Source organism: Paracoccus spongiarum (genome assembly GCF_030732095.1).
GTDB classification, from domain to species: Bacteria; Pseudomonadota; Alphaproteobacteria; order Rhodobacterales; family Rhodobacteraceae; genus Paracoccus; species Paracoccus spongiarum.
This window is the reverse complement of sequence record NZ_JAVAMQ010000023.1, coordinates 12596-29863: the sequence shown is the minus strand read 5'-3', so window position 1 is coordinate 29863 and position 17268 is coordinate 12596. Positions and strand designations below refer to the sequence as shown.

20 protein-coding genes are annotated in these 17268 nt (G+C 61.6%); 3 read left to right on the top strand and 17 right to left on the bottom strand.

Annotated features, from left to right (window positions below):
* The first annotated feature begins 4 nt into the window (after positions 1–4).
* The gene (locus Q5Y72_RS17155; protein ID WP_305964647.1) at positions 5–2014 is read left to right on the top strand and encodes a type IV secretory system conjugative DNA transfer family protein; all 2010 of its coding nucleotides are present in this window, start codon (positions 5–7) and stop codon (positions 2012–2014) included.
* 233 nt (positions 2015–2247) lie between these two features.
* Here the strand turns inward: Q5Y72_RS17155 and Q5Y72_RS17150 are convergent, their stop codons facing one another.
* The 17 genes from Q5Y72_RS17150 to Q5Y72_RS17070 all read right to left on the bottom strand — a co-directional run bounded on the left by Q5Y72_RS17150 (position 2248) and on the right by Q5Y72_RS17070 (position 15261).
* A complete protein-coding gene (locus tag Q5Y72_RS17150; RefSeq protein ID WP_305964646.1) occupies positions 2248–3282 on the bottom strand; it encodes an ATPase, T2SS/T4P/T4SS family in 1035 nt (344 codons plus the stop codon).
* Positions 3282–4544, bottom strand: a complete 1263-nt coding sequence (locus Q5Y72_RS17145; protein ID WP_305964645.1) for a TraB/TrbI/VirB10 family type IV secretion system protein — start codon at positions 4542–4544, stop codon at positions 3282–3284. Before Q5Y72_RS17145 ends, Q5Y72_RS17150 begins: the two co-directional genes overlap by 1 nt.
* Before the next feature lie 4 nt (positions 4545–4548).
* Positions 4549–5280 carry a TrbG/VirB9 family P-type conjugative transfer protein gene (locus tag Q5Y72_RS17140; protein ID WP_305964644.1) on the bottom strand — a complete coding sequence of 244 codons (732 nt, stop codon included), beginning with the start codon at positions 5278–5280 and terminating at the stop codon, positions 4549–4551.
* A 4-nt stretch (positions 5281–5284) separates the two neighbouring features.
* The gene (locus Q5Y72_RS17135; protein WP_305964643.1) at positions 5285–5938 is read right to left on the bottom strand and encodes a VirB8 family type IV secretion system protein; all 654 of its coding nucleotides are present in this window, start codon (positions 5936–5938) and stop codon (positions 5285–5287) included.
* The gene (locus Q5Y72_RS17130) at positions 5935–6963 is read right to left on the bottom strand and encodes a TrbL/VirB6 family protein (RefSeq protein WP_305964642.1); all 1029 of its coding nucleotides are present in this window, start codon (positions 6961–6963) and stop codon (positions 5935–5937) included. Before Q5Y72_RS17130 ends, Q5Y72_RS17135 begins: the two co-directional genes overlap by 4 nt.
* Positions 6963–7742, bottom strand: a complete 780-nt coding sequence (locus Q5Y72_RS17125) for a hypothetical protein (RefSeq protein WP_305964641.1) — start codon at positions 7740–7742, stop codon at positions 6963–6965. Before Q5Y72_RS17125 ends, Q5Y72_RS17130 begins: the two co-directional genes overlap by 1 nt.
* A complete protein-coding gene (locus tag Q5Y72_RS17120) occupies positions 7739–7972 on the bottom strand; it encodes a hypothetical protein (RefSeq protein WP_305964640.1) in 234 nt (77 codons plus the stop codon). Before Q5Y72_RS17120 ends, Q5Y72_RS17125 begins: the two co-directional genes overlap by 4 nt.
* The gene (locus tag Q5Y72_RS17115) at positions 7972–8772 is read right to left on the bottom strand and encodes a type IV secretion system protein (RefSeq protein ID WP_305964639.1); all 801 of its coding nucleotides are present in this window, start codon (positions 8770–8772) and stop codon (positions 7972–7974) included. Before Q5Y72_RS17115 ends, Q5Y72_RS17120 begins: the two co-directional genes overlap by 1 nt.
* 2 nt (positions 8773–8774) lie before the next feature.
* Positions 8775–9878 carry a lytic transglycosylase domain-containing protein gene (locus Q5Y72_RS17110; protein WP_305964638.1) on the bottom strand — a complete coding sequence of 368 codons (1104 nt, stop codon included), beginning with the start codon at positions 9876–9878 and terminating at the stop codon, positions 8775–8777.
* 29 nt (positions 9879–9907) lie between these two features.
* On the bottom strand, positions 9908–10060 hold the full coding sequence (locus tag Q5Y72_RS17105; protein WP_216033824.1) for a hypothetical protein: 153 nt from the start codon (positions 10058–10060) through the stop codon (positions 9908–9910).
* The gene (locus tag Q5Y72_RS17100; protein WP_305964637.1) at positions 10057–12399 is read right to left on the bottom strand and encodes a VirB4 family type IV secretion/conjugal transfer ATPase; all 2343 of its coding nucleotides are present in this window, start codon (positions 12397–12399) and stop codon (positions 10057–10059) included. Before Q5Y72_RS17100 ends, Q5Y72_RS17105 begins: the two co-directional genes overlap by 4 nt.
* Positions 12392–12661, bottom strand: a complete 270-nt coding sequence (locus Q5Y72_RS17095) for a VirB3 family type IV secretion system protein (RefSeq protein WP_209059471.1) — start codon at positions 12659–12661, stop codon at positions 12392–12394. The genes Q5Y72_RS17100 and Q5Y72_RS17095 overlap by 8 nt, the downstream gene beginning before the upstream one ends.
* On the bottom strand, positions 12661–12972 hold the full coding sequence (locus tag Q5Y72_RS17090) for a TrbC/VirB2 family protein (RefSeq protein WP_305964636.1): 312 nt from the start codon (positions 12970–12972) through the stop codon (positions 12661–12663). The genes Q5Y72_RS17095 and Q5Y72_RS17090 overlap by 1 nt, the downstream gene beginning before the upstream one ends.
* A 12-nt stretch (positions 12973–12984) precedes the next feature.
* Entirely contained in the window at positions 12985–13425 is a 441-nt protein-coding gene (locus tag Q5Y72_RS17085) for a lytic transglycosylase domain-containing protein (protein ID WP_371930858.1), read from the bottom strand.
* A gap of 199 nt (positions 13426–13624) precedes the next feature.
* Positions 13625–14044: a hypothetical protein gene (locus Q5Y72_RS17080; RefSeq protein WP_305964661.1), complete on the bottom strand. Its 420-nt coding sequence runs from the start codon at positions 14042–14044 to the stop codon at positions 13625–13627.
* A gap of 361 nt (positions 14045–14405) precedes the next feature.
* A complete protein-coding gene (locus tag Q5Y72_RS17075) occupies positions 14406–15035 on the bottom strand; it encodes an acyl-homoserine-lactone synthase (RefSeq protein WP_305964635.1) in 630 nt (209 codons plus the stop codon).
* Entirely contained in the window at positions 15013–15261 is a 249-nt protein-coding gene (locus Q5Y72_RS17070) for a hypothetical protein (RefSeq protein WP_305964634.1), read from the bottom strand. Before Q5Y72_RS17070 ends, Q5Y72_RS17075 begins: the two co-directional genes overlap by 23 nt.
* Before the next feature lie 125 nt (positions 15262–15386).
* Here Q5Y72_RS17070 and Q5Y72_RS17065 point away from each other — a divergent pair, with 125 nt between their 5' ends.
* Positions 15387–16007 carry a helix-turn-helix transcriptional regulator gene (locus tag Q5Y72_RS17065; RefSeq protein WP_216033832.1) on the top strand — a complete coding sequence of 207 codons (621 nt, stop codon included), beginning with the start codon at positions 15387–15389 and terminating at the stop codon, positions 16005–16007.
* A gap of 407 nt (positions 16008–16414) precedes the next feature.
* On the top strand, positions 16415–16969 hold the full coding sequence (locus Q5Y72_RS17060) for a hypothetical protein (protein ID WP_305964633.1): 555 nt from the start codon (positions 16415–16417) through the stop codon (positions 16967–16969).
* Positions 16970–17268: the final 299 nt, after the last annotated feature.

The following is a 17268-nucleotide window of genomic DNA, read 5'->3' as shown; positions in this document are numbered from 1 at the left end:
CAGCATGGAACTTGACCTGAAAGACCGGGTGCGGATCGTCGCCGGCATCGTCATGACGCTTCTGATCGCGGTGATCGCATCGAGCCTGGTGCTGAACGGAGCGAGCCGCGATTTCAGCGGCAGTCCGGTCTCGATCCTGGGTGTTCTGCGCGATCTCAGCCTTGAGACGGAAGCGCAGAAGATCGCGGCGGCGATCTTTGTCGGCGTGGTTGCGCTCTGCATCGTGTTCATCGGGGTGATGGTCTACAGCACCACGACGACGCGCTACGGCACGGCGCATTTCCAGGGGATCAGGGAGATGCGGCGGAACGGCTTCATCACGCCGCTGGAAGAGGGCGGCCTGATCTTCGGCAAGGTCGCGCGCCCGCCGAAGGAGCTGCGCGGCAGACCGCTGGAGGTGGTGGAAACATCGCCGAAGGAAGCGCTCAAGGCGGAGTTCATCTCGGCACCGATCGACGCCTTTCCGCAATGCCTGCTGATCGGTCCGACGCGCTCGGGCAAGGGGGTATCCTATCTCACGCCCAACTGTCTGTTGGCGGACGGCTCGCTGGTGGTGCTCGATGTGAAGGGCGAGATCTTCCGCAACACGTCGCGGATGCGGGTGGAGCTGGGCGACGAGGTGTTTCGCTTCGCGCCCTATGACTTCGAGCATGGCTCGCACCACTACAATCCGCTGGCCCGCATTGCCGCGATCACGCATCCGAACCGGCGCTACGCGGAACTGGACAAGCTCGCGGACAATTTCCTGGTCGCGAAGGGGGAGGGGTCGGCCTCGAACTTCCTTGGCGGGGCAAAGCAATGGTTCATCGCCGGCTGCCTGCGTGCCATCGAGATGGGCGATCCGACGCTGACCCGTGTCCATGCGCTCATGTTCGGCGACGGCAGTGAGGTCGGGGTGAGCGACAGCGACCGCTACAACGCCATCGCGAGGGCGTCGGACAATCCCATCGTGCGGCGGGAGTTCTCGAATTACGGGAACCTCGATCCGAAGATCCGGCAATCCTACAGCCAGGTCATGAGCGACAGCGGGCTGAAGCAGTGGGCCAACCCGCAGATCCAGGCCGTGACCCGGCGCGACGATATCCGGTTCGACGATATCCGCTCGCGGCGACAGTCGATCTATATCGTGGTGCAATCGGACGATATCTCGCCGCTGAACGCGGTGATCCGGCTGATGTTCACGGACCTGATCGCCTCGATCCGGCAGACCAGCTCGGACCACGACAGCGGGCTGGGGCAGGTGTTCATCATGCTCGACGAGTTCGACCAGCTTGGCTACATGCCGATCGTCCAGCAGTCGATGAAGCAGCTTGCCGGTCACGGCGCGCGCACGACGGTGGTCACGCAGTCGATCCCCGGCCTGAAATCGGTGGGCTACAGCGATGCGGAGGTCGAAAGCCTGATCGCCGGCTGCGAGATGAAGATCTATATCTCTCCCAACGATCATTCGACCACGGAAGAGATCACCAAGGCGCTCGGCACCCGGACGGGCTTCAAGGCGTCCTACAGCTATACGCTGAACGACTTCTCGAACCGCAGCGTCAATGTCTCGACCGAAGAGCTGCCGCTGTTCACGGCCGCGCAGCTGCGGGGCTTGCCCAAGTCAAAGGTGCTGCTGATGCCGGAAGGGCACCAGCCGATCCTGGCGGACAAGATCGTCTATTACGCCGATCCGGTCTTCAAGCCGATCTTCGAGCGCCAGAAGGGGGCGTATCCCTATCCGTCGCGCCAGTTGCAGCATATCGACCGGCTGGAACAGCAAGTGGTGCGGACAGCCGTGGAAAACCGGCAGATGCGCGAAGCACTGGCAGAGGCGAAGACGTTCGAGACCGAGCGCCATGCCGAAAAACCGCGTACTGCGAAATCCATGCCCAAAACGGAGCTCAAGGAGGCTATTCAGAAGCGGATGGCGAATATTGACAGCAGCATCGACAAGGATACGAAGACGGCTGTCGCCAAGAAGCGTGGAGCAGTCTCGAAGCTCAAGAAGCTCGTACCTATCGAGGAAGACTAGGCTTCAACCCAACAGGCATTCCCGTCATGGACTGCATCTCTTTCTGATATGGCCCGCACGGAGGTGTGGGCCGATCTGTTCGTCTAGCGTCCCTCCGGGCACGCAGACTCGTCTGACGTGATACGCAAATCACAGTTCGTAATTCTTAATTCGTTGTTCTGGTATCCTCGCTCATACCATTCCTCCAGTCGGTGAGGCCGTGCATGGGCCATCTCACCGAACAGAAATGGGCCTCACGGCGTCCCGGTTGCATCGAGTGACGGGAACCAGATTTCAGCGATGCCGCGTTTCCCGGTCCGTCGGTCTTCCATCACCTGGATCACGCAATGGATCGACTGGCGGAAGTTCTCCAGCAGTTCGCTGTGGTCGATGCGCGCGCCGGACTGGCGGATCAGCGAGGACAGTTTCTCGAAGGCCATGCGGGCGGTGCTGGCATGGATCGTGGTCATGGAACCCTCATGGCCGGAGTTGATGGCCTCCATGAAGGTCTGGGCCTCCGGTCCCAGCAGTTCGCCGAGGATGATCCGGCGCGGGTTGAGACGCAAGCAGGCCTGAAGCAGCCTTGTCGGATTGCGCTGGCTCGCCGGGTCCAGCTCGGATTGCAGCATCAGGCTGTTGGGCTGCGTCGGGAACAGCTCCACACCCTTCTCGATGGTGATGATGCGCTCATCGGGTTCGATGAACGAGATATAGCGCCGGGTGAGAGCGGTCTTGCCGCTGTCGGTGGCCCCGGAGATCACCAGGTTCATGCGTTCGCGCGCCAGGGCCGCCAGAACGTCGTCGAAGTCGCAATTGCCGTCCAGCGCCATGTCGAAGATCGCGCGGGCGTTTTCGGCGATCTCTGCCTCAAGCGATTTGCCCAGATCCCGCAGCCGCTCGAAGCGGAAGTCCTTCTGCGCATCGCCGGTCACGAAGGCGCGCAACGACATGGCAACGGGGCCGCCGTAGACGGCCGGCGATCTCACGGCCTGAAAGCGGAACTTGCGTATTCCGCCCTCCATGCCCTCGATCCAGAAATCGAATGTCCCGGTCGCAAGGATGCGGTCCTCATCGAACTTCTCGCCGGCAGCGCCGGCGCAGAGTTCGGTGATTTCGATCATCTTCTGCGGCGGCAATACCGGAACGCCCTGAGGTGTGTGCATCTGGGCATGACCCTGAAGCTTCACCCAGATCCGTCCATCGGCATTCATCGAGCATTCGACCAGATCGGGCCGGACCAGGACCGGGTGCAGGGGCGTCAGCGCGTCGATCAGCAGCGGAACCAGCATCAATAGAATTCCAGGTCACTATCGACGCGGATCGACACGTTCGATCCCTGGTGCACGAGGATCGTGGGCTTCTGACCGAGATAGCCCTTCATCACATCGCCCACGGCCCCGGACAGGCTGGCGCTGACATTCGCCGCCGCATCGTTCGAGGAACCGGACGAATCGTCGCCGTCGTCCGAGAGCAGCAACGGCAGGGCGCTGATGACGCTGACCAGTGCAGCCGAGCCGAAGCGGGAGGCAAAGTGATTGTTCACCTCACTGACCATGCCGGAGCGGCCGAGGCGGTCGGAGCCATAGGACTTGAGCGATACGGTCTGTCCGTCCGTGGTGGTCAGGCGTGTCCATGCGACCAGGACCCGCTTCTGGGTCTGTCCCATCTCGGAATTATAGGTGCCGAACAGCTTCGAGCCCCTGGGCACCAGGACGCGGGTCATGTCCATCGACCAGACATCGCGCGAGACGATGGCCGCGACCTGGCCCTGAAGGTCCGAGTTGATCGCGACCTCAAGCGCCGCCTCGATGATGGTGCCCTGTCCGACCGTGTTCGCGGGATTGGCCGTCACGGTGGCGCGGCGGGTCTCGGTCGCGGCGGCACTGGCGATCAGGAATTCCCGATCGCCGGACATGGCCTGCCGCTCGGCGCCGACTGTTCCGTTCGCGAAGGTCTCCGAGCCGGTCTTTCCCATCACCGGGGGCGCCTGCATCCGGCGGGCCAGTTCTTCCTCGCGGCGGGCACGTTCCTCTTCCAGCGCCCTGCGCCGGTCGGCTTCGGCCTGCTCGGCGGCCAGGCGCGCGGCCTGCTCGGCCGCGGCCTCGGCTTGCCTGCGGCTGTAATCGGATTCAAGTTCGGCCTGCATCGCCGCGAGCTGGTCGGCGTTCTCCTGCGCGATCTCGTCAAGCCGTTCCTCGAACAGCCGCCGGCTTTCGGCGGCAGCGTCCTGTTCCTCGGCGATCTGCGCGGCCAGGCGCTCGTTTTCCGAGCGCAGTCGGTCAAGTTCGCCCTGATCGTCGGCAACGGGCGTGGCCTCGATCTCCGGCTCCCCCAGGTCGGGCACCATGACGCCGCTGCGGTCGTTCTGCTGGATCGCGGCGGATTGCGAGGTTTCCAGAAGCGCTCCGTCAGCAGCGTCCGGCTGTGACAGGACGTAATAGACCCCGGCGCCGCCGACGGCGGCGAAGCCTGCGGCCAGCGCGGTCGTCCGCATCCAGCCGCTTTTGCGCGGGGTCCGCTTCTGGTTCAGGATCTCGTTGCGTGCGGCCATGGCGTCACCCCTTTCCCTGCTTTGCCAGCGCAGCGCGCAGTCGGTCCGACCAGATGCAGATTTCCGAATCCCCGAGGCGCAGCACCCAGCGGTCCTGAACGCTCGGAATGATCATCACGCCGTTCTCGATCTTGGTCTGGACCGAGTATTCCCGACCGTTGCCATCGGCGCGGAAGGCCGCCGGCATCGCGGCGTTCTGCGAGAACTGCATGTAGGTCCTGGTCCCGTCATCCCAGATCCGGGCGGGCATGAAGCCGGTCGCCCGGCTGGCCTGCTTGACATAGTAGGTCCGCGAATTGGGGCCGGGGCTGCGGATGGCGCTGCGGGTGGCGGCGCCGGATTTGGGATAGGCGAACTCGACCAGGTACATCGGCCGCGTCGCGCCTTCGATCATCTCGAAGACATAGGTGCCGCGCGACGTGGCAACCGACATGTTCGTGCGGACGCCGGTCTGGGTCGGCTTGACGGCGAGGCTGTTGTCGCCGAGCTGACCATAGGTGAAGCCGACATTGTCGCCGAGGGCGACGTTGATGATTTCCTCGCCCGGACCGAACTCGATGGTTGTCGCGGTCAGCACCTTCGTGTCGATCCGGTAGACCTGCCGTTCGGTGAAGACGACGGTCCGGACCCGATCGTCGGTTGGGCTGACGGAGGGGGTGATTTCGGCGGAGGCGGCGCTGCAAAGAGCACAAAAGCCGAACATTGCAGATGCGGCGAGAGCCGGGAAACGGGGCATGGCCTTATCCTTCCGATTGATGGTCGATGCGATAATCCGTCACCTGGAAGCCGAAGGGGTTTTCCCAGATCATTCGGTCGGAGGCGGTGTTCGCGGGTTTGAAGCGCCAGGAGAGGGTGACGATGTAGTTCGATGTGCCTTCGCGGGTGCCATCGACGATGCGTTTCTGCAGGCGGACCTGGGCGGTGTTCTCGCTCAGGAGGGTGATCGCGTTGATGGTGACGAACACACGGGCATCGCGGGAGATGAGCTTGCGGATATAGCGCGAGGACCTGGGGTTCCACAGATCGAGCAGATCGTCGCGGGCGGTGCCGACGGATCGGGAGATCACCCGTTCGAGACGCTGTTGCTGGTCGTGAATGTCATGGGTCTCGCGATCGAGGACATAGTTGTAGACCCAGCTTTCGATCACCGCATCCCGTTCGGTCAGCGAGGCCCGGCCGACCTCATAGGCACGGATCACGTCGCCGGACTGTCGGTCCACGAGGCCGAGATAGGCTTGCGTGGTCTTGAGCGGCATCATCACGAGGATCGCGGCAGCCAGCAGCAATGCAGCCAGTCCGGCGATGATTGCCACGATCCAGGCCAGTTGTTCGCGCCGCCTGATGCCGAAATACATGTCGCGGTTCAGTTGGGATTTGAGGGCCTGATCGGTCACTTCGATGCCTTTCTCAAACGGGCGATTTCGGAAAACTTGGTCTGCATGGCGCGGGTGCGATCCGCTGCATTGCTGCGTGCCGCCATACCAGCGCTTGCGTATGACTTGTCGCTGGCGCGGGCCTGCATCATCGGCGTGCGTCCAGTCAGATAGCCGGTGCCGAAGCTGCGGGCGCGGCTGCGCATGGCACCCATGGGGTTGACGGCTGCCGAGGTGGCACCCGACATGGAGCCGAGATTGAATTGTCCGGTGAGGCTCGAAGCGATGGACGGCACGTCCGCGAGCATCTTGATGCCCAGACCTGCCACCGTGATGAAGCCCAGAACGCTTCTCAGGTCCTGAATTGTGCTTTCGCCGGTGTTGATATGTAAGAGCAGTCCGGCAATGATCCCAATCACTCCCCCAATTGCCACAGGATAGATCAGGTAGCCAAAGATGGCGGCCAGCCATGCTTCGAACATCGAACGGGTGCGCTGGAAAAGCAGGAAGAACCCCATCAGCGGCGCGATGGCGATCAGGACCGCCAGCAGCATCTTCGCGTAGGCCACGACAAGGATATAAACGACGGCAAGGACACCGAGGACCGCGAAAAGCAGTCCGGCCACGATGGCTCGGGTCAGGATCGCGCGGCCGGTGACAACGGCATCAATGATATTTGCCAGGATTGAGAACATGCCCGTCGCCGCGTCCTCGCTGCCTGCGGCGGCGTCGCCGGCGACAAAGCTGCGGACGGTGTTGCCAACCGTGTCGAAGAGGGAGGTTCCGGCACTGTAGATGATGTTGAAGTTGTCCCAGGAGAACAGGAACATGTAGATCGCGCCGATCCGGATCATGATGCCGATCAGCTGCGGGAAGGAGAATTCCGTGAAGCGGAAGAGCACGTTGATGCCGTAGAGGACGATCAGCAGCACCGCCAGCATTTCCAGCCCGCCCGTCAGGACCGAAGCAAGGCGTTCAAAGGTGTCCTCTGCAACTTGCGCGACTCGATCGTCGATCAAGTCAATGATTACGGTAATGAAATCCATCAGCTTGGCCTACAAAACTGCCGTGCTTCAGCACCAAGCGTGTGACGGAACATGCTGCCGACACCTTTCGTAGCCTTGCTTTGCGCCATACTGCCGCGAATCCTTTGTCCGCTTGGATGATCCGTTAACTGTTTCAGGAACTCCCAGCCGATTTCGACAGGCACAGCCTGCGTGGCACATGAGCAGTCGCCAGTTTCGAGCGCGGCACGGTCAGCGAGGTAATCCAGCACGCGCGCAACGTCGTTGAGGCCAACCGGCATGCTCATTTCCGGGATACCCTTCATGAGATTGCGAATGTCGGTGTATCGAGACGGATTGCAGTCAAATCTGCTGGGGGGAAATCGCATCTCGCCGGCACGCTTGAAGTCAGTGACAAAGCTTGCCTTGTCGAGCATGGCCCGCCTTTCGGCGCGCGATACAACCTCTGCCATCGCGAAATCGAAGCCGCTCAGGTCAATGCTGTCGGGATTGAAACTGTCCCAATAGGCTGCGCCGCGCGCCTTGGCCTCGGTGCGCTCCACCTCGATCTCGGCCTCGCGTTTCTGGCGTTCCAGCCGCTCGCGCGCAAAATGCGCCTGCGCGGCGGCCTCCTCGGCTTCCAGCAGATCGGAGACTGCGTCGGCATCGCCGCTGTTCAGGATCTCCAGCTTGTCGTCGTCAGAGAGCTGCGCCAGATCGGCGGGGCTGTCGGAGGATGCCTGCCAGGCGACCAGCGCCCCGGCAAGCGCAAGGGCGGCAATGGCCGTGGCACCGATCAGGCGTGTCTTCGGGGTCGTCATTCCAGGTCCTCCGTTTGGGGGTCTTCGGGCGTTCTTGCCGCGTCATCGGCCAGGGCTTCGGCCTGTTCCTGACGCACACGCTCCATGACGGCGGCCGTTTCAGGATCGGCGGGTTGTTCAGGCTGAGGGGTCGAGAATGGCAGGGCGGTAACGTCCCGCAGCCAGAGCCAGCCTCCAACGACAAGCGCAAGCGCGACAAGCAGGAAACCGATCCAGATATGCTTCATCATCACTCGTCCTCAATCAGAGCGTCGTCGCCGGTCAGCGACAGGAACTTTTCGTCATCGGCCATCGTCGCGGCGTCGATCACACCGGCCTGACCCAAGGAAACGGTCTGGATCGCCTCCATGTTGGCCTGATTGATCAGCGCAATGACCAATTCGCCCGTCACACGGGTGTTGAGGTCGATCGCCTGCTTGAGATTGGTCGCGTCGTCGATCTGCCCGATCAGGGCGGCCGTGCGGTCGAGTGAGGCCGAGGTCTGTTCGATCGCATTCTCGGCCGCGGCCGAGGTATAGGCACTGGTTGCCGCCTGCGTGCCGACACGTTGCAGATCCGGATTGTCGCTTCCGGTCAGCGCGTCCACGCCGTCCTGCGTCAGGCCGGCGCTTTCATAGATCCCGGCAATGACGTCGCCAGCAGGAGATCCGCCGACCGTGCCGTTGCCGAACACGGCCCCCCAATCGCCCGAACGGGCCGCTGCCAGCTGATCCTGAAGATTGCCGAGGTTGAGGCCGCCCAGGAGGTCATCGAGATCGAGGCCGGCCAGCAGCGTGTCGAGATCGAAGCCGTCGGTCAGCGAAGAGACAACCTGTTCCATCTCTTCGAGTTGCCGGATCAGTTGCTGTGTCTGCTCGTCGAGAATCCCGTTCGTCCGGATCGACTGCGCCAGCTCGTCCTGGCTGGAGTTCAGGAGTGCGATCAGTTCGGCCAGCGAACGCGGATCATGGGTCGGCACGCCCTGCGCGAAGGCCAGGCCCGCCGAGAGGCACAGACCCGTTGCGGCGGCGAGATTGCGGAACATGCTCATGGTCAGCCTCCTGTCGTGGGGGTGTCGGTCAGGGTGAGGAATTGTTCGTCGGCGATCTGTGCCTGGACCTGGGCTGCGAAGCGTTGCGCTTCGACGCGGCGCTGGGTGGCCTCCATGATCGTCATCATCGACGCCAGACGCGTGATCTCGGCGCGCAGATAGGTGTTGAGGTCGATGGCCTCGCGGGTGGTCGTGGTCTCGGGAATGCGGGCGATCAGGGCACGGACGCGCCGTGCCGAGAGTTCCAGCTGGTTCGACATGGAAAAACCGAGTTCCATGCCCGCATCGGCCATGTTGCCAAGCTCGGCCAGGGCCATGTCGCCCGCGACCATGGTGCCGAGATCGTCCGGTGAGCCCATGCCGGCGGAATAGGCATTCGCGTAGCCCGTGATCTTGACGACGTAATCCTGTGTCTCGGCATAAGGGGGAATGCCGCCATATCGCTGCACGGCGCCGGGGCCGGCATTGTAGGCGGCAAGCGCCAGCGGCATCGAGCCGAAGCTGCCGAGTTGCATCAGCAGGTAACGTGCGCCGCCATCGAGCTGGACGCGCGGGTCGTTGCGCTGCGAGGCCGGAATGCCAAGCTGATCGAAGGTGCCCGGCATGATCTGGGTCAGCCCGCAGGCCCCCTTGTGCGAGCAGACCCGGACCTGGAACCCGCTTTCCTGCTTCACGAGCGCCTGGAACCAGGCCCTGAACCCGACCGGCGAGATCCCGGCGCGGGCGAGCGCCGGGTGGGTCTGGTAGCGCTGGACGGTCTCCACGATCATCTGCTCGATCGTCACCCGGCCTTCGCCGAAGAGCCGACTTTCCGCACCCATGACGGCGGAGGTGTCATAGGCAGCGGACACCGCTGCACCGTCCAGGTCCTCGAACTCGGCAGGCGCGAAGCCGCTGGTATTCATCGAGGCAATGGCCGCGTCGATGGCTGCCAGTTGATCGCGATGCAGGGCGTTCATGTCGATACGCACGCTGTTGCCGTCCTCGGCCTCGCCCACGATCCGGCCCTGCATCACCGAGAGCGTTCCGGCGCGCAGGGTCCGCAAGGCATCGCTCACGGGAACCCCCTGGGCGAGCGTCAGGCTCGCCACGGAGGCCCCGAGCATGAGGCCGAGTGCAATGCGCCGGGTCCCGATCATGACTTCGGCACTGCGACCAGCGCCGAGCTGAGCGCGCCGGGCTTCAATTTGCCGAAGCAGTTCGAGCGGCGTTCGGACAACTCGCCGCTCTGCGCGGCACAGCCGGCCACCGCCAGCGCAAGAAGGAGGCTCATCACGATACGGGTCATGCCGTGGTTCCTTTCCAGAAATCGGGATTGTCGCGCCAATCGCTGCCGAAGCGCCGTTCGGCCGAGCGACCACCGCCAAGGACGCTGAGATAGGGGCCAAGAGCCGAGAGATCGGTGTCGAGGATGTTCGAGCTTTGCCCGTCCCGCCACAGCGCCCGGCGGCCGCCGGCCTGCGAGCCGAGCAGGAAGGACAGTTCGGCGTCAGACAGCGCCAGCCCGTCATAGCTGTCGCGGCCCGCCTGGTGGTGCGGCAGGATCAGCTGGTTCTGCAAGCCTTCGAGGATCGAGGCCCCGGCGGCGCAGTCCCTGATCTGCGAGACGAACTGCACCAGCATGACGACGACGACATTCTTCTTGCGCAGCGTCGCCAGCCAGGTCTTCAGCTCGCGCTGGAAGTAGAGATCGTCGAGGAACACGCCCGCCTCTTCCAGAACCAGCAGGGTCGGGGTGCGGGCGCTGACGGTCTTCTCGATCTGCCGGAAGAGATAGGCCAGCAGCGCGGTCCGCTCGATCTCCATGTTGAGAAGCGCGGTCATATCGACGCCAACGATATCGGACGCGCTGAAATCGACGATCGGGGCGCTGTCCTGGCCGAAGACCCAGCCGTACTGGCCGTTGGGGGACCACTCACCGACCCGCGCCCCGATATCACCCTCGAAGGAGCGGAAACGTGTCGTGAAGTTGGTGAAGTCCCTGAAAGAGGCGAGGGCCGTCGCGTTGCTTTCGACGGTGCGCGCCAGCTTCTCGGAATCGCTGACCGATAGCTGGTGCCCCTTGCGTTCCAGAAGCGCGGTCAGCCAGCTGCGCAGCCATGCCTGACCTTCCTCGTCGGTTTCCGAGGCCAGCGGGTTGAGCCCGGTATTCCGGCCTGCGCGCACGGCGGTATAGGTGCCGCCAAGTGCGCGCAGGGGCATTTCCAGCGACTGGTCCTTGTCGAAGGCGATGATCCGGCATCCGGTGCGCCGTGCCTGCGCGGCCAGAAAGGCCATGATCGTCGATTTGCCCGCATCGGGCGGGCCGACGATCAGGGTGCTGGCGAACGGCGGCTCGGACTCCGCATGGGCGAAGCGGCCATGGAACGAGAAATCATAGGGTGAATTGGCGCAGCTCTTGAAGGTCGTGATCGGCGTGCCCCAATAGCATTCGGAGGCGGGCTTGCCGAGCCGGACCATGTGCAGCGCGGCGAAGTCCGAGAAGTTCCGGTTGGAGATGGTCAGCGGGCGTTTCTGGAACTCGTGATTGCCCGGAAACCGCGCGAACCAGGCTGCGGCCAGCCCGTGCTTTTCGACGACGATCTTGAGCTTCTTCGAGCGCAGGATCGCCGTGACCGCCGTCACCTTGCGTTTGAGCGCATCGGGGGTTGCGGCATAGACGGTGACGATGGTCTGGCTGTCGCCAAAGCCCATCTGGCCCATTTGCAGATCCTCGGCGGCCTCCTGAAGCTGCGCGGCGATCTTGCCGCCGGCGCTTTCCTCAAGCGTCTGCTCAAGCCGGGTTGTCGCCTTGGCCGAGATCAGGTCGGGCAGAAGCGGCTGGTAGGTGCAGGAGATCAGGGTATCGGGATCTGTGTAGAGCGTGTCGAGAATGCCGCCATGGGTCTGGGGCGAGAGGTTCGCCACGCTGATCACCGAAGCATATCGCGTCTCGAAGTCGTCGCCGATTTCCACGGCCCGGTCGTAGATCTCGATGGGCGTGCGGATATCGTCCACGATGGTGCCGGTCTCGGACCGGGCCAGCGGCGCATAGACGCCCGTCGAGATGGCGCGCAGAAACCCGGTCAGCGTACCGTCGTCGATCGCCAGCAGCTCCGAGCCATCGCCCAGGGTCTCGGCCACGCTCTGGGCGAGTTCTGCAAGATCGGACAGACGCTCGGGCAGGGCATCCTGACGCCCCTGGCCGAAGAGTCCGCCAAGGATCGGCATGCGTTCAGCCATTGATTTGCGCTCGATCACCGAGAGGAACAGCACCGGGACGCAGAGGCCCGCCGAGGTGATGTGGGTGCGCCAGGCCTGGTCCAGTTCCAAGCCGAAGCCGGGCTCGACGAAGGCTTTCGGCTGATAATCGAAGTTGTGATAGGCCGAGCGGATCTTGTGGAAGTGGAAGCTGAAATTGTTGCCGGATTTGTCCACCAGCTCGGCAAGCCGGTCATTGATATGGGCCAGTTCGCTTTCGCTGGCCGTGAACGGGTTGACGCCGGCGATCTTCACGACCGAGACCAGCGCCCCGCTGCGCGTGGCGATGGCATGGTTATTCTCCTCGAAGAGATAGGGCAGCATGTCTTCAAGGTCGCGGGCGCCGCCGAAGAGCGCCCGGATCGGACTGGGGAAAATATCATTCATACCGGGATCCGGAACTGGCGCGCAGCAGCCGCTCGGGCGTGCGCGAGGTCACGACCGCGATGAAGCGCGCGAAATGCGGATTGATGACCGAGGCAGCCCAGAGAGCCGCCCAGAGAACCGGGATCGCCCAGAGATACCAGAGACTGTCGAGGAAGATGAACGTGAGGAACGGCGGAATGAAGGCCAGCCCGGCCAGCGGCAGCGGCAGGCCAAAGAACCTGGCCTGCCGGTTCAGCCCCTGGATATACACGTTCTCCCGCATCACTCGGCGGAGCCGCGGAAGATCGCGATGATCGACTCGGCGAGGTTGTCGCCTCCGAAGATGAAGAACAGCCCGACGACCGTCACGCCGATCCACTTCCAGTCGATGAACTTGGTGAAGATCGCCAGAAAGCCGATGATCAGCAGGATGAGGACGACGGCGGTCAGCGCAAGGTTGTTGTCGCGCAGCTGCGCGATGATGCTTTCGCCGGTATCCTCGAACCCGGACAGATCGACTTCCTGGGCATGGGCCTGGATGGCCGCTGCGCACCAGATCCCGGCGGCGACGAGCTTCTGCCTGAAGTTCAGCATGGGGCAATTCCTTTATGTCAAACGGTTGCGATAGATCGCCATGACCTTGCGGACATGGTTCCGGGTTTCCCGGTAGGGGGGGATGCCGCGATATTTGCGGACCGCACCGGGGCCAGCGTTGTAGGCGGCCAGGGCGAGTTCAGGCGTGCCGAATGCGCCGAGCTGCATCAGCAGATAACGTGCCCCGCCATCGAGGTTCTGTACCGGATCGCGGGGATCGACGCCGAGAAAGCGCGCGGTACCGGGCATGAGCTGCGCAAGCCCCATCGCGCCGGCCGAGGAATAGGCGGTGACCTTGAACCCGCTTTCGACCTGGATCATCGAGTGGAAGTAGGCGTCCCAGTGCCGGGGCGAGAAGCCTGCGCCACGGATCGCGGGATGGGATGCATACCGTGCTGCGGCTGCCGTCACCATGTCCCGGATCGACGCTGGCGCCTCGGTGGGGACCAGCATCGAGCGGATCAGTGCTGGCTCGTCACTTGCTGTCCGGGAATACTCGGGATCGTCCTCGGGGCGCGCGAAGATATCGCGGGCTGCGCCGGCGTTCAGGACGAAGCCGCGGGTCTCGGAGAGGACATCAGCATGGCTGGCTACTGGGAGAGCCGCCAGGACCGCAATGAAGCGTCGTTTAGTTAAGGACGCAGAGCAAGAACTATGAGTTCGATTTCCCGTCCACGATGATGGATTCGCCCTTGATGATAGGTGCGGCTGATATCGTGAACCCAAGCTCTTTGCACAGGGTTGTGACAGTGGTGAGGGTGCGGATTTCGCGGAAAGTATACTCGGCAACAGTGCTCTTTTCTGAAGAGCTACCTGCTTTGCGGAGCGCGCGTGTTGTGACCAGCGCAGCCCAATTTGCTGGGGATTGCGGGTCAATTCCGAAAAAATACCAGCGCCCATGCCATTGCGGACCGCGCAGTTCAGGCTCTGCATCGCAATGAATGCAAAGCTCCCAGCCCTTATCAAGCAAGTCCTTGAGACCATCGACCGTGACCACATTCGGAGGCTCTTTGTTGATCCGATTCACGGGCACGTCTCCACAGACTGGCAGCGACGGCACCGATTGGGCCATCGTTGCAAATTTATATGACCTGTTCAAGATATAAAAATGAACAAGCGGCCATTTGGCAGCTTAATACCTACCCGCACTCGGAAAGTGTTCCAAGTACCATCCCGCGAAGATGGATTTGCATGAGATAGTGCGGTTTGGACTACCTAAGGTATGCGAAAGCACCGGCCGGAGGCGCCATGCCCATCAGCTCTCGCTTGCCTGACCTAGCGTTCCTCACAACGAGACCTGAGCCCGCCAGCTCTATAGTCATGATTCCGGTCGTATCCGACAGTTCGTCAAAGCGCTTCAACATCTGTTCAAGCGTGTCGCGGGTGATCTCCGCACTCAGATCCGCGGCGATGTGAAACATAGTTAAAATGCCCTAAAGGTGTCGCACAGGGCACTCGATCACCTGGAAGCGACCATCCTGATTGCCCGAAATGGGACCCAGACTTGCGGCCGGCCATCGCCAGCCCCGAGCCATGCGTAGGAAAGCTGGTGATCCAAGAAAGAGCACCGAGTTTGCGCCAACGGCGTTGAGAAATTCGTTCGTTGTTTCCAGGATCAGCTTGGTAACGACCGGGGGGCCATCAACAACCATTCTGGTGAGCTCCCAGACATGCTCATCTTCAGGTGGCAGATGATAGCAGAGATCTTCGGGCAACCCTGGCAAGAGCCCCAAACACGCATCTCGGATCATGTAAGAATATCGTAGATTTCCCCCGCCGCTTCTTTGATCCGTGCGCCGGAGGCGAGCGCCGCCGACGACGCGCATGTGCTGGGTCGCTATGACGTATGTCGTATCAAAGGTGTCATATTGCTCAAATTCAAGCTCTTCTGCGTGAAACAGAGGCCATTCGAGGCGATCGACAAACACTTCTTTCCTGAGCTTGAGGTAGGCGGTCACCAAGTGCCAGTTCGGGATGCCGTCGGGATAGCGGACGATATGGATCTCATATCCATCATTCGAGGCCCGGCTCTTCACTTCCTCAGTGGTTGATCGGATTGTCATTGCTCAGGCGATCTTCGTTAAGGACCGTTGTCGAACCAAGGAAAAGTCGAACGCCTTCCGTTGTCTTGCCCCAGACCCCCCAATCGCAGATCTCCAGTACAAGCCTTTCCCCTTCACGGAGGGAAGCGCACATACTCATGAGGTTGACCGCCATGTCTGGCGTGAATTCGGCGTGCGCAAGTACCTTGAGTCCCTTCGGACGCAGACGATCTGCGACATTCTTCATCCCGGAATCTGCCCCATCAGGTTACTTCGACGAACCATATCCAGAAGATAGGGCATTGACAGCAGGCTGGCTAAAACGACAGTCTGAAAGGACAGAATTCACTTTTCCCTTGACATTTCGAGATCATGATTGAGCAAGCCATCCCAAACCATGAGGAAGAACTCGCTCGCCTGGCGGAAATCGGCACCACAGGCTTCGTCATTGGCTTTGGACTGAGGTTCGGCCAACCTGATTTCTTCCTGAATCGTTACCCAGAGGCGTGGACAACAAAATACGAAGAAGAGAACTACTTCTTTGGTGATCCGGTCGCCGCCTGGACGATCGCTCGAACTGGGGCGATCCGCTGGTCAGAGATAACTTTCCCAGACATCCGCAACGTGATGCCCGAAGCGGCGAAGCACGGTCTCATTTATGGGGCAACCGTTGTGACAAAGGTCGGGCGTAAGCGTTCGTTCATGTCGCTTGCCCGGCCTGATAGAGAAATGACCGATGCTGAAATGGAGTACCTGCATTCCCAGATTCAGCTGTGGGCACGGCTGTTTGCGAGGTCTCAAGTTGCATTGACCGAAGGTGAAATTGACGTACTACGCCTGCTGCGCGATGGCCTGACCCAAGGAGAAGCTTCTGAACGACTTGGGATAAGCACTTCGACCGTCAAGTTTCGTCTAAGCAGTGCTCAGAAGAAGTTCGGCGCCAATCGTACCGCAAATGTCATAGCGCTCGCGGCACGACAGAATATCATATAATGTCAAGGGAAAAGTGAATTCTGTCCTTTTGGGCTGTCTAAAGAGACAAAGTTTCCGTTAGGTCTTTATTAACCATTTTGCTGGCCGCAGAAGCTTACAGGTCCATCTGTACGGGAACTGGTATCGTCATGTCTTCTGCGAACACCTCCAAGGCTCGACTGACTGCAATCCCGCTGCAGCCTACCGCGGAAGCTGGTGAGGACATCTGGCTATACAAGTGGAATACTGGCGAGCTCTCGTTGTTGCAGGTGCCAGAGACGCTTCAGTTCGACCCATCTCGATCCATGCTGCGTGTTCGTGGCACGGCAGATAGGATCACTTGATGCTGAACTCATTCTGCTGTAGGCAATAATATATCTCAGGCAAGAGGTATAAAAATGCGCCGGTGCGTTGACCCAAAGCGTCTGTTGCGAACGGTTGTTGTGTCTGCCGGGGTTGGCTTTGCCTCCTACTCCTGGACCACCCTTCCAGCACAATCATACCAGATCGACTGCGCCATTCTGCTCTGTCTCGCAGGTGATTTTCCGGCGTCTGCCGAGTGCTCGGCGGCACATGCCGAGATGATCCGGCGCATTACACCATGGCCGATCGAGCCGCCCTTGCAGCTTTGGCGCTGCCCGATGGGCGGGGCGACGATTTCGGCCAGCGTGAGTACGGGTGGTGTACCGGATGAGGTGCGGAGCTATCGCGCCGGTATAGAGGTCTGGCAGCTATCGAAACGCTCGATCTCCAGCAGCGGTGGTCGCGAGGTGTACCGAACGGCCATTCGGCATTTCTATCATGAGGGTGGCGAGTTCCGGCGCGAAGGAGTCCAGGAGACGAGCCTGCCGGGGTGGGTCGAGGAACAACTTGAGGTTCATGCCGGGGCGGGCATGACGGGCGAGTCCGGCAGTTTCCGGGGAATCCTGATGCGGACGCAAGACTACCGCGGCAGCCCGTCATATGAGTGGGTCCCCTACTGATCCTTGTCCGCGTCACGCGCGGGCACACAATAATTGCCGTTAACGCCTAGTTGTCGTAGGCTCCGCAGTTAACGCCCCAAAAGAGGAGCACGAGCAGAATCAGGTAGACAATCCCCAAAAGGAAACCCCCCGCACGGGGTCCGCACGAGGGGGGTTCGGTTTGGTAACACAGGTTTGGCGACCTGCATTGCTCTCTGACTTACGAGCATAGTTACTTTCCCAGCCCCGAAAATCAAGAGCAAAAACGCATCTGTGCGAACGGATCGTCATTGCCTGCGGAACCTGTGCCTCAAGAAGCA

What these genes read in the sequence shown, in the direction of transcription:
- Q5Y72_RS17105 (WP_216033824.1), bottom strand. Translation starts at nt 10,060, where the DNA reads ATGACCCGTATCGTGATGAGCCTCCTTCTTGCGCTGGCGGTGGCCGGC.
- Q5Y72_RS17080 (WP_305964661.1), bottom strand. Translation starts at nt 14,044, where the DNA reads ATGGCCCAATCGGTGCCGTCGCTGCCAGTCTGTGGAGACGTGCCCGTG.
- Q5Y72_RS17120 (WP_305964640.1), bottom strand. Translation starts at nt 7,972, where the DNA reads ATGATGAAGCATATCTGGATCGGTTTCCTGCTTGTCGCGCTTGCGCTT.
- Q5Y72_RS17095 (WP_209059471.1), bottom strand. Translation starts at nt 12,661, where the DNA reads ATGCGGGAGAACGTGTATATCCAGGGGCTGAACCGGCAGGCCAGGTTC.
- Q5Y72_RS17125 (WP_305964641.1), bottom strand. Translation starts at nt 7,742, where the DNA reads ATGACGACCCCGAAGACACGCCTGATCGGTGCCACGGCCATTGCCGCC.
- Q5Y72_RS17110 (WP_305964638.1), bottom strand. Translation starts at nt 9,878, where the DNA reads ATGCTCGGGGCCTCCGTGGCGAGCCTGACGCTCGCCCAGGGGGTTCCC.
- Q5Y72_RS17085 (WP_371930858.1), bottom strand. Translation starts at nt 13,425, where the DNA reads ATGCTGGTCCCCACCGAGGCGCCAGCGTCGATCCGGGACATGGTGACG.
- Q5Y72_RS17090 (WP_305964636.1), bottom strand. Translation starts at nt 12,972, where the DNA reads ATGCTGAACTTCAGGCAGAAGCTCGTCGCCGCCGGGATCTGGTGCGCA.
- Q5Y72_RS17075 (WP_305964635.1), bottom strand. Translation starts at nt 15,035, where the DNA reads ATGACAATCCGATCAACCACTGAGGAAGTGAAGAGCCGGGCCTCGAAT.
- Q5Y72_RS17130 (WP_305964642.1), bottom strand. Translation starts at nt 6,963, where the DNA reads ATGGATTTCATTACCGTAATCATTGACTTGATCGACGATCGAGTCGCG.
- Q5Y72_RS17070 (WP_305964634.1), bottom strand. Translation starts at nt 15,261, where the DNA reads ATGAAGAATGTCGCAGATCGTCTGCGTCCGAAGGGACTCAAGGTACTT.
- Q5Y72_RS17155 (WP_305964647.1), top strand. Translation starts at nt 5, where the DNA reads ATGGAACTTGACCTGAAAGACCGGGTGCGGATCGTCGCCGGCATCGTC.
- Q5Y72_RS17115 (WP_305964639.1), bottom strand. Translation starts at nt 8,772, where the DNA reads ATGAGCATGTTCCGCAATCTCGCCGCCGCAACGGGTCTGTGCCTCTCG.
- Q5Y72_RS17065 (WP_216033832.1), top strand. Translation starts at nt 15,387, where the DNA reads ATGATTGAGCAAGCCATCCCAAACCATGAGGAAGAACTCGCTCGCCTG.
- Q5Y72_RS17145 (WP_305964645.1), bottom strand. Translation starts at nt 4,544, where the DNA reads ATGGCCGCACGCAACGAGATCCTGAACCAGAAGCGGACCCCGCGCAAA.
- Q5Y72_RS17150 (WP_305964646.1), bottom strand. Translation starts at nt 3,282, where the DNA reads ATGCTGGTTCCGCTGCTGATCGACGCGCTGACGCCCCTGCACCCGGTC.
- Q5Y72_RS17100 (WP_305964637.1), bottom strand. Translation starts at nt 12,399, where the DNA reads ATGAATGATATTTTCCCCAGTCCGATCCGGGCGCTCTTCGGCGGCGCC.
- Q5Y72_RS17140 (WP_305964644.1), bottom strand. Translation starts at nt 5,280, where the DNA reads ATGCCCCGTTTCCCGGCTCTCGCCGCATCTGCAATGTTCGGCTTTTGT.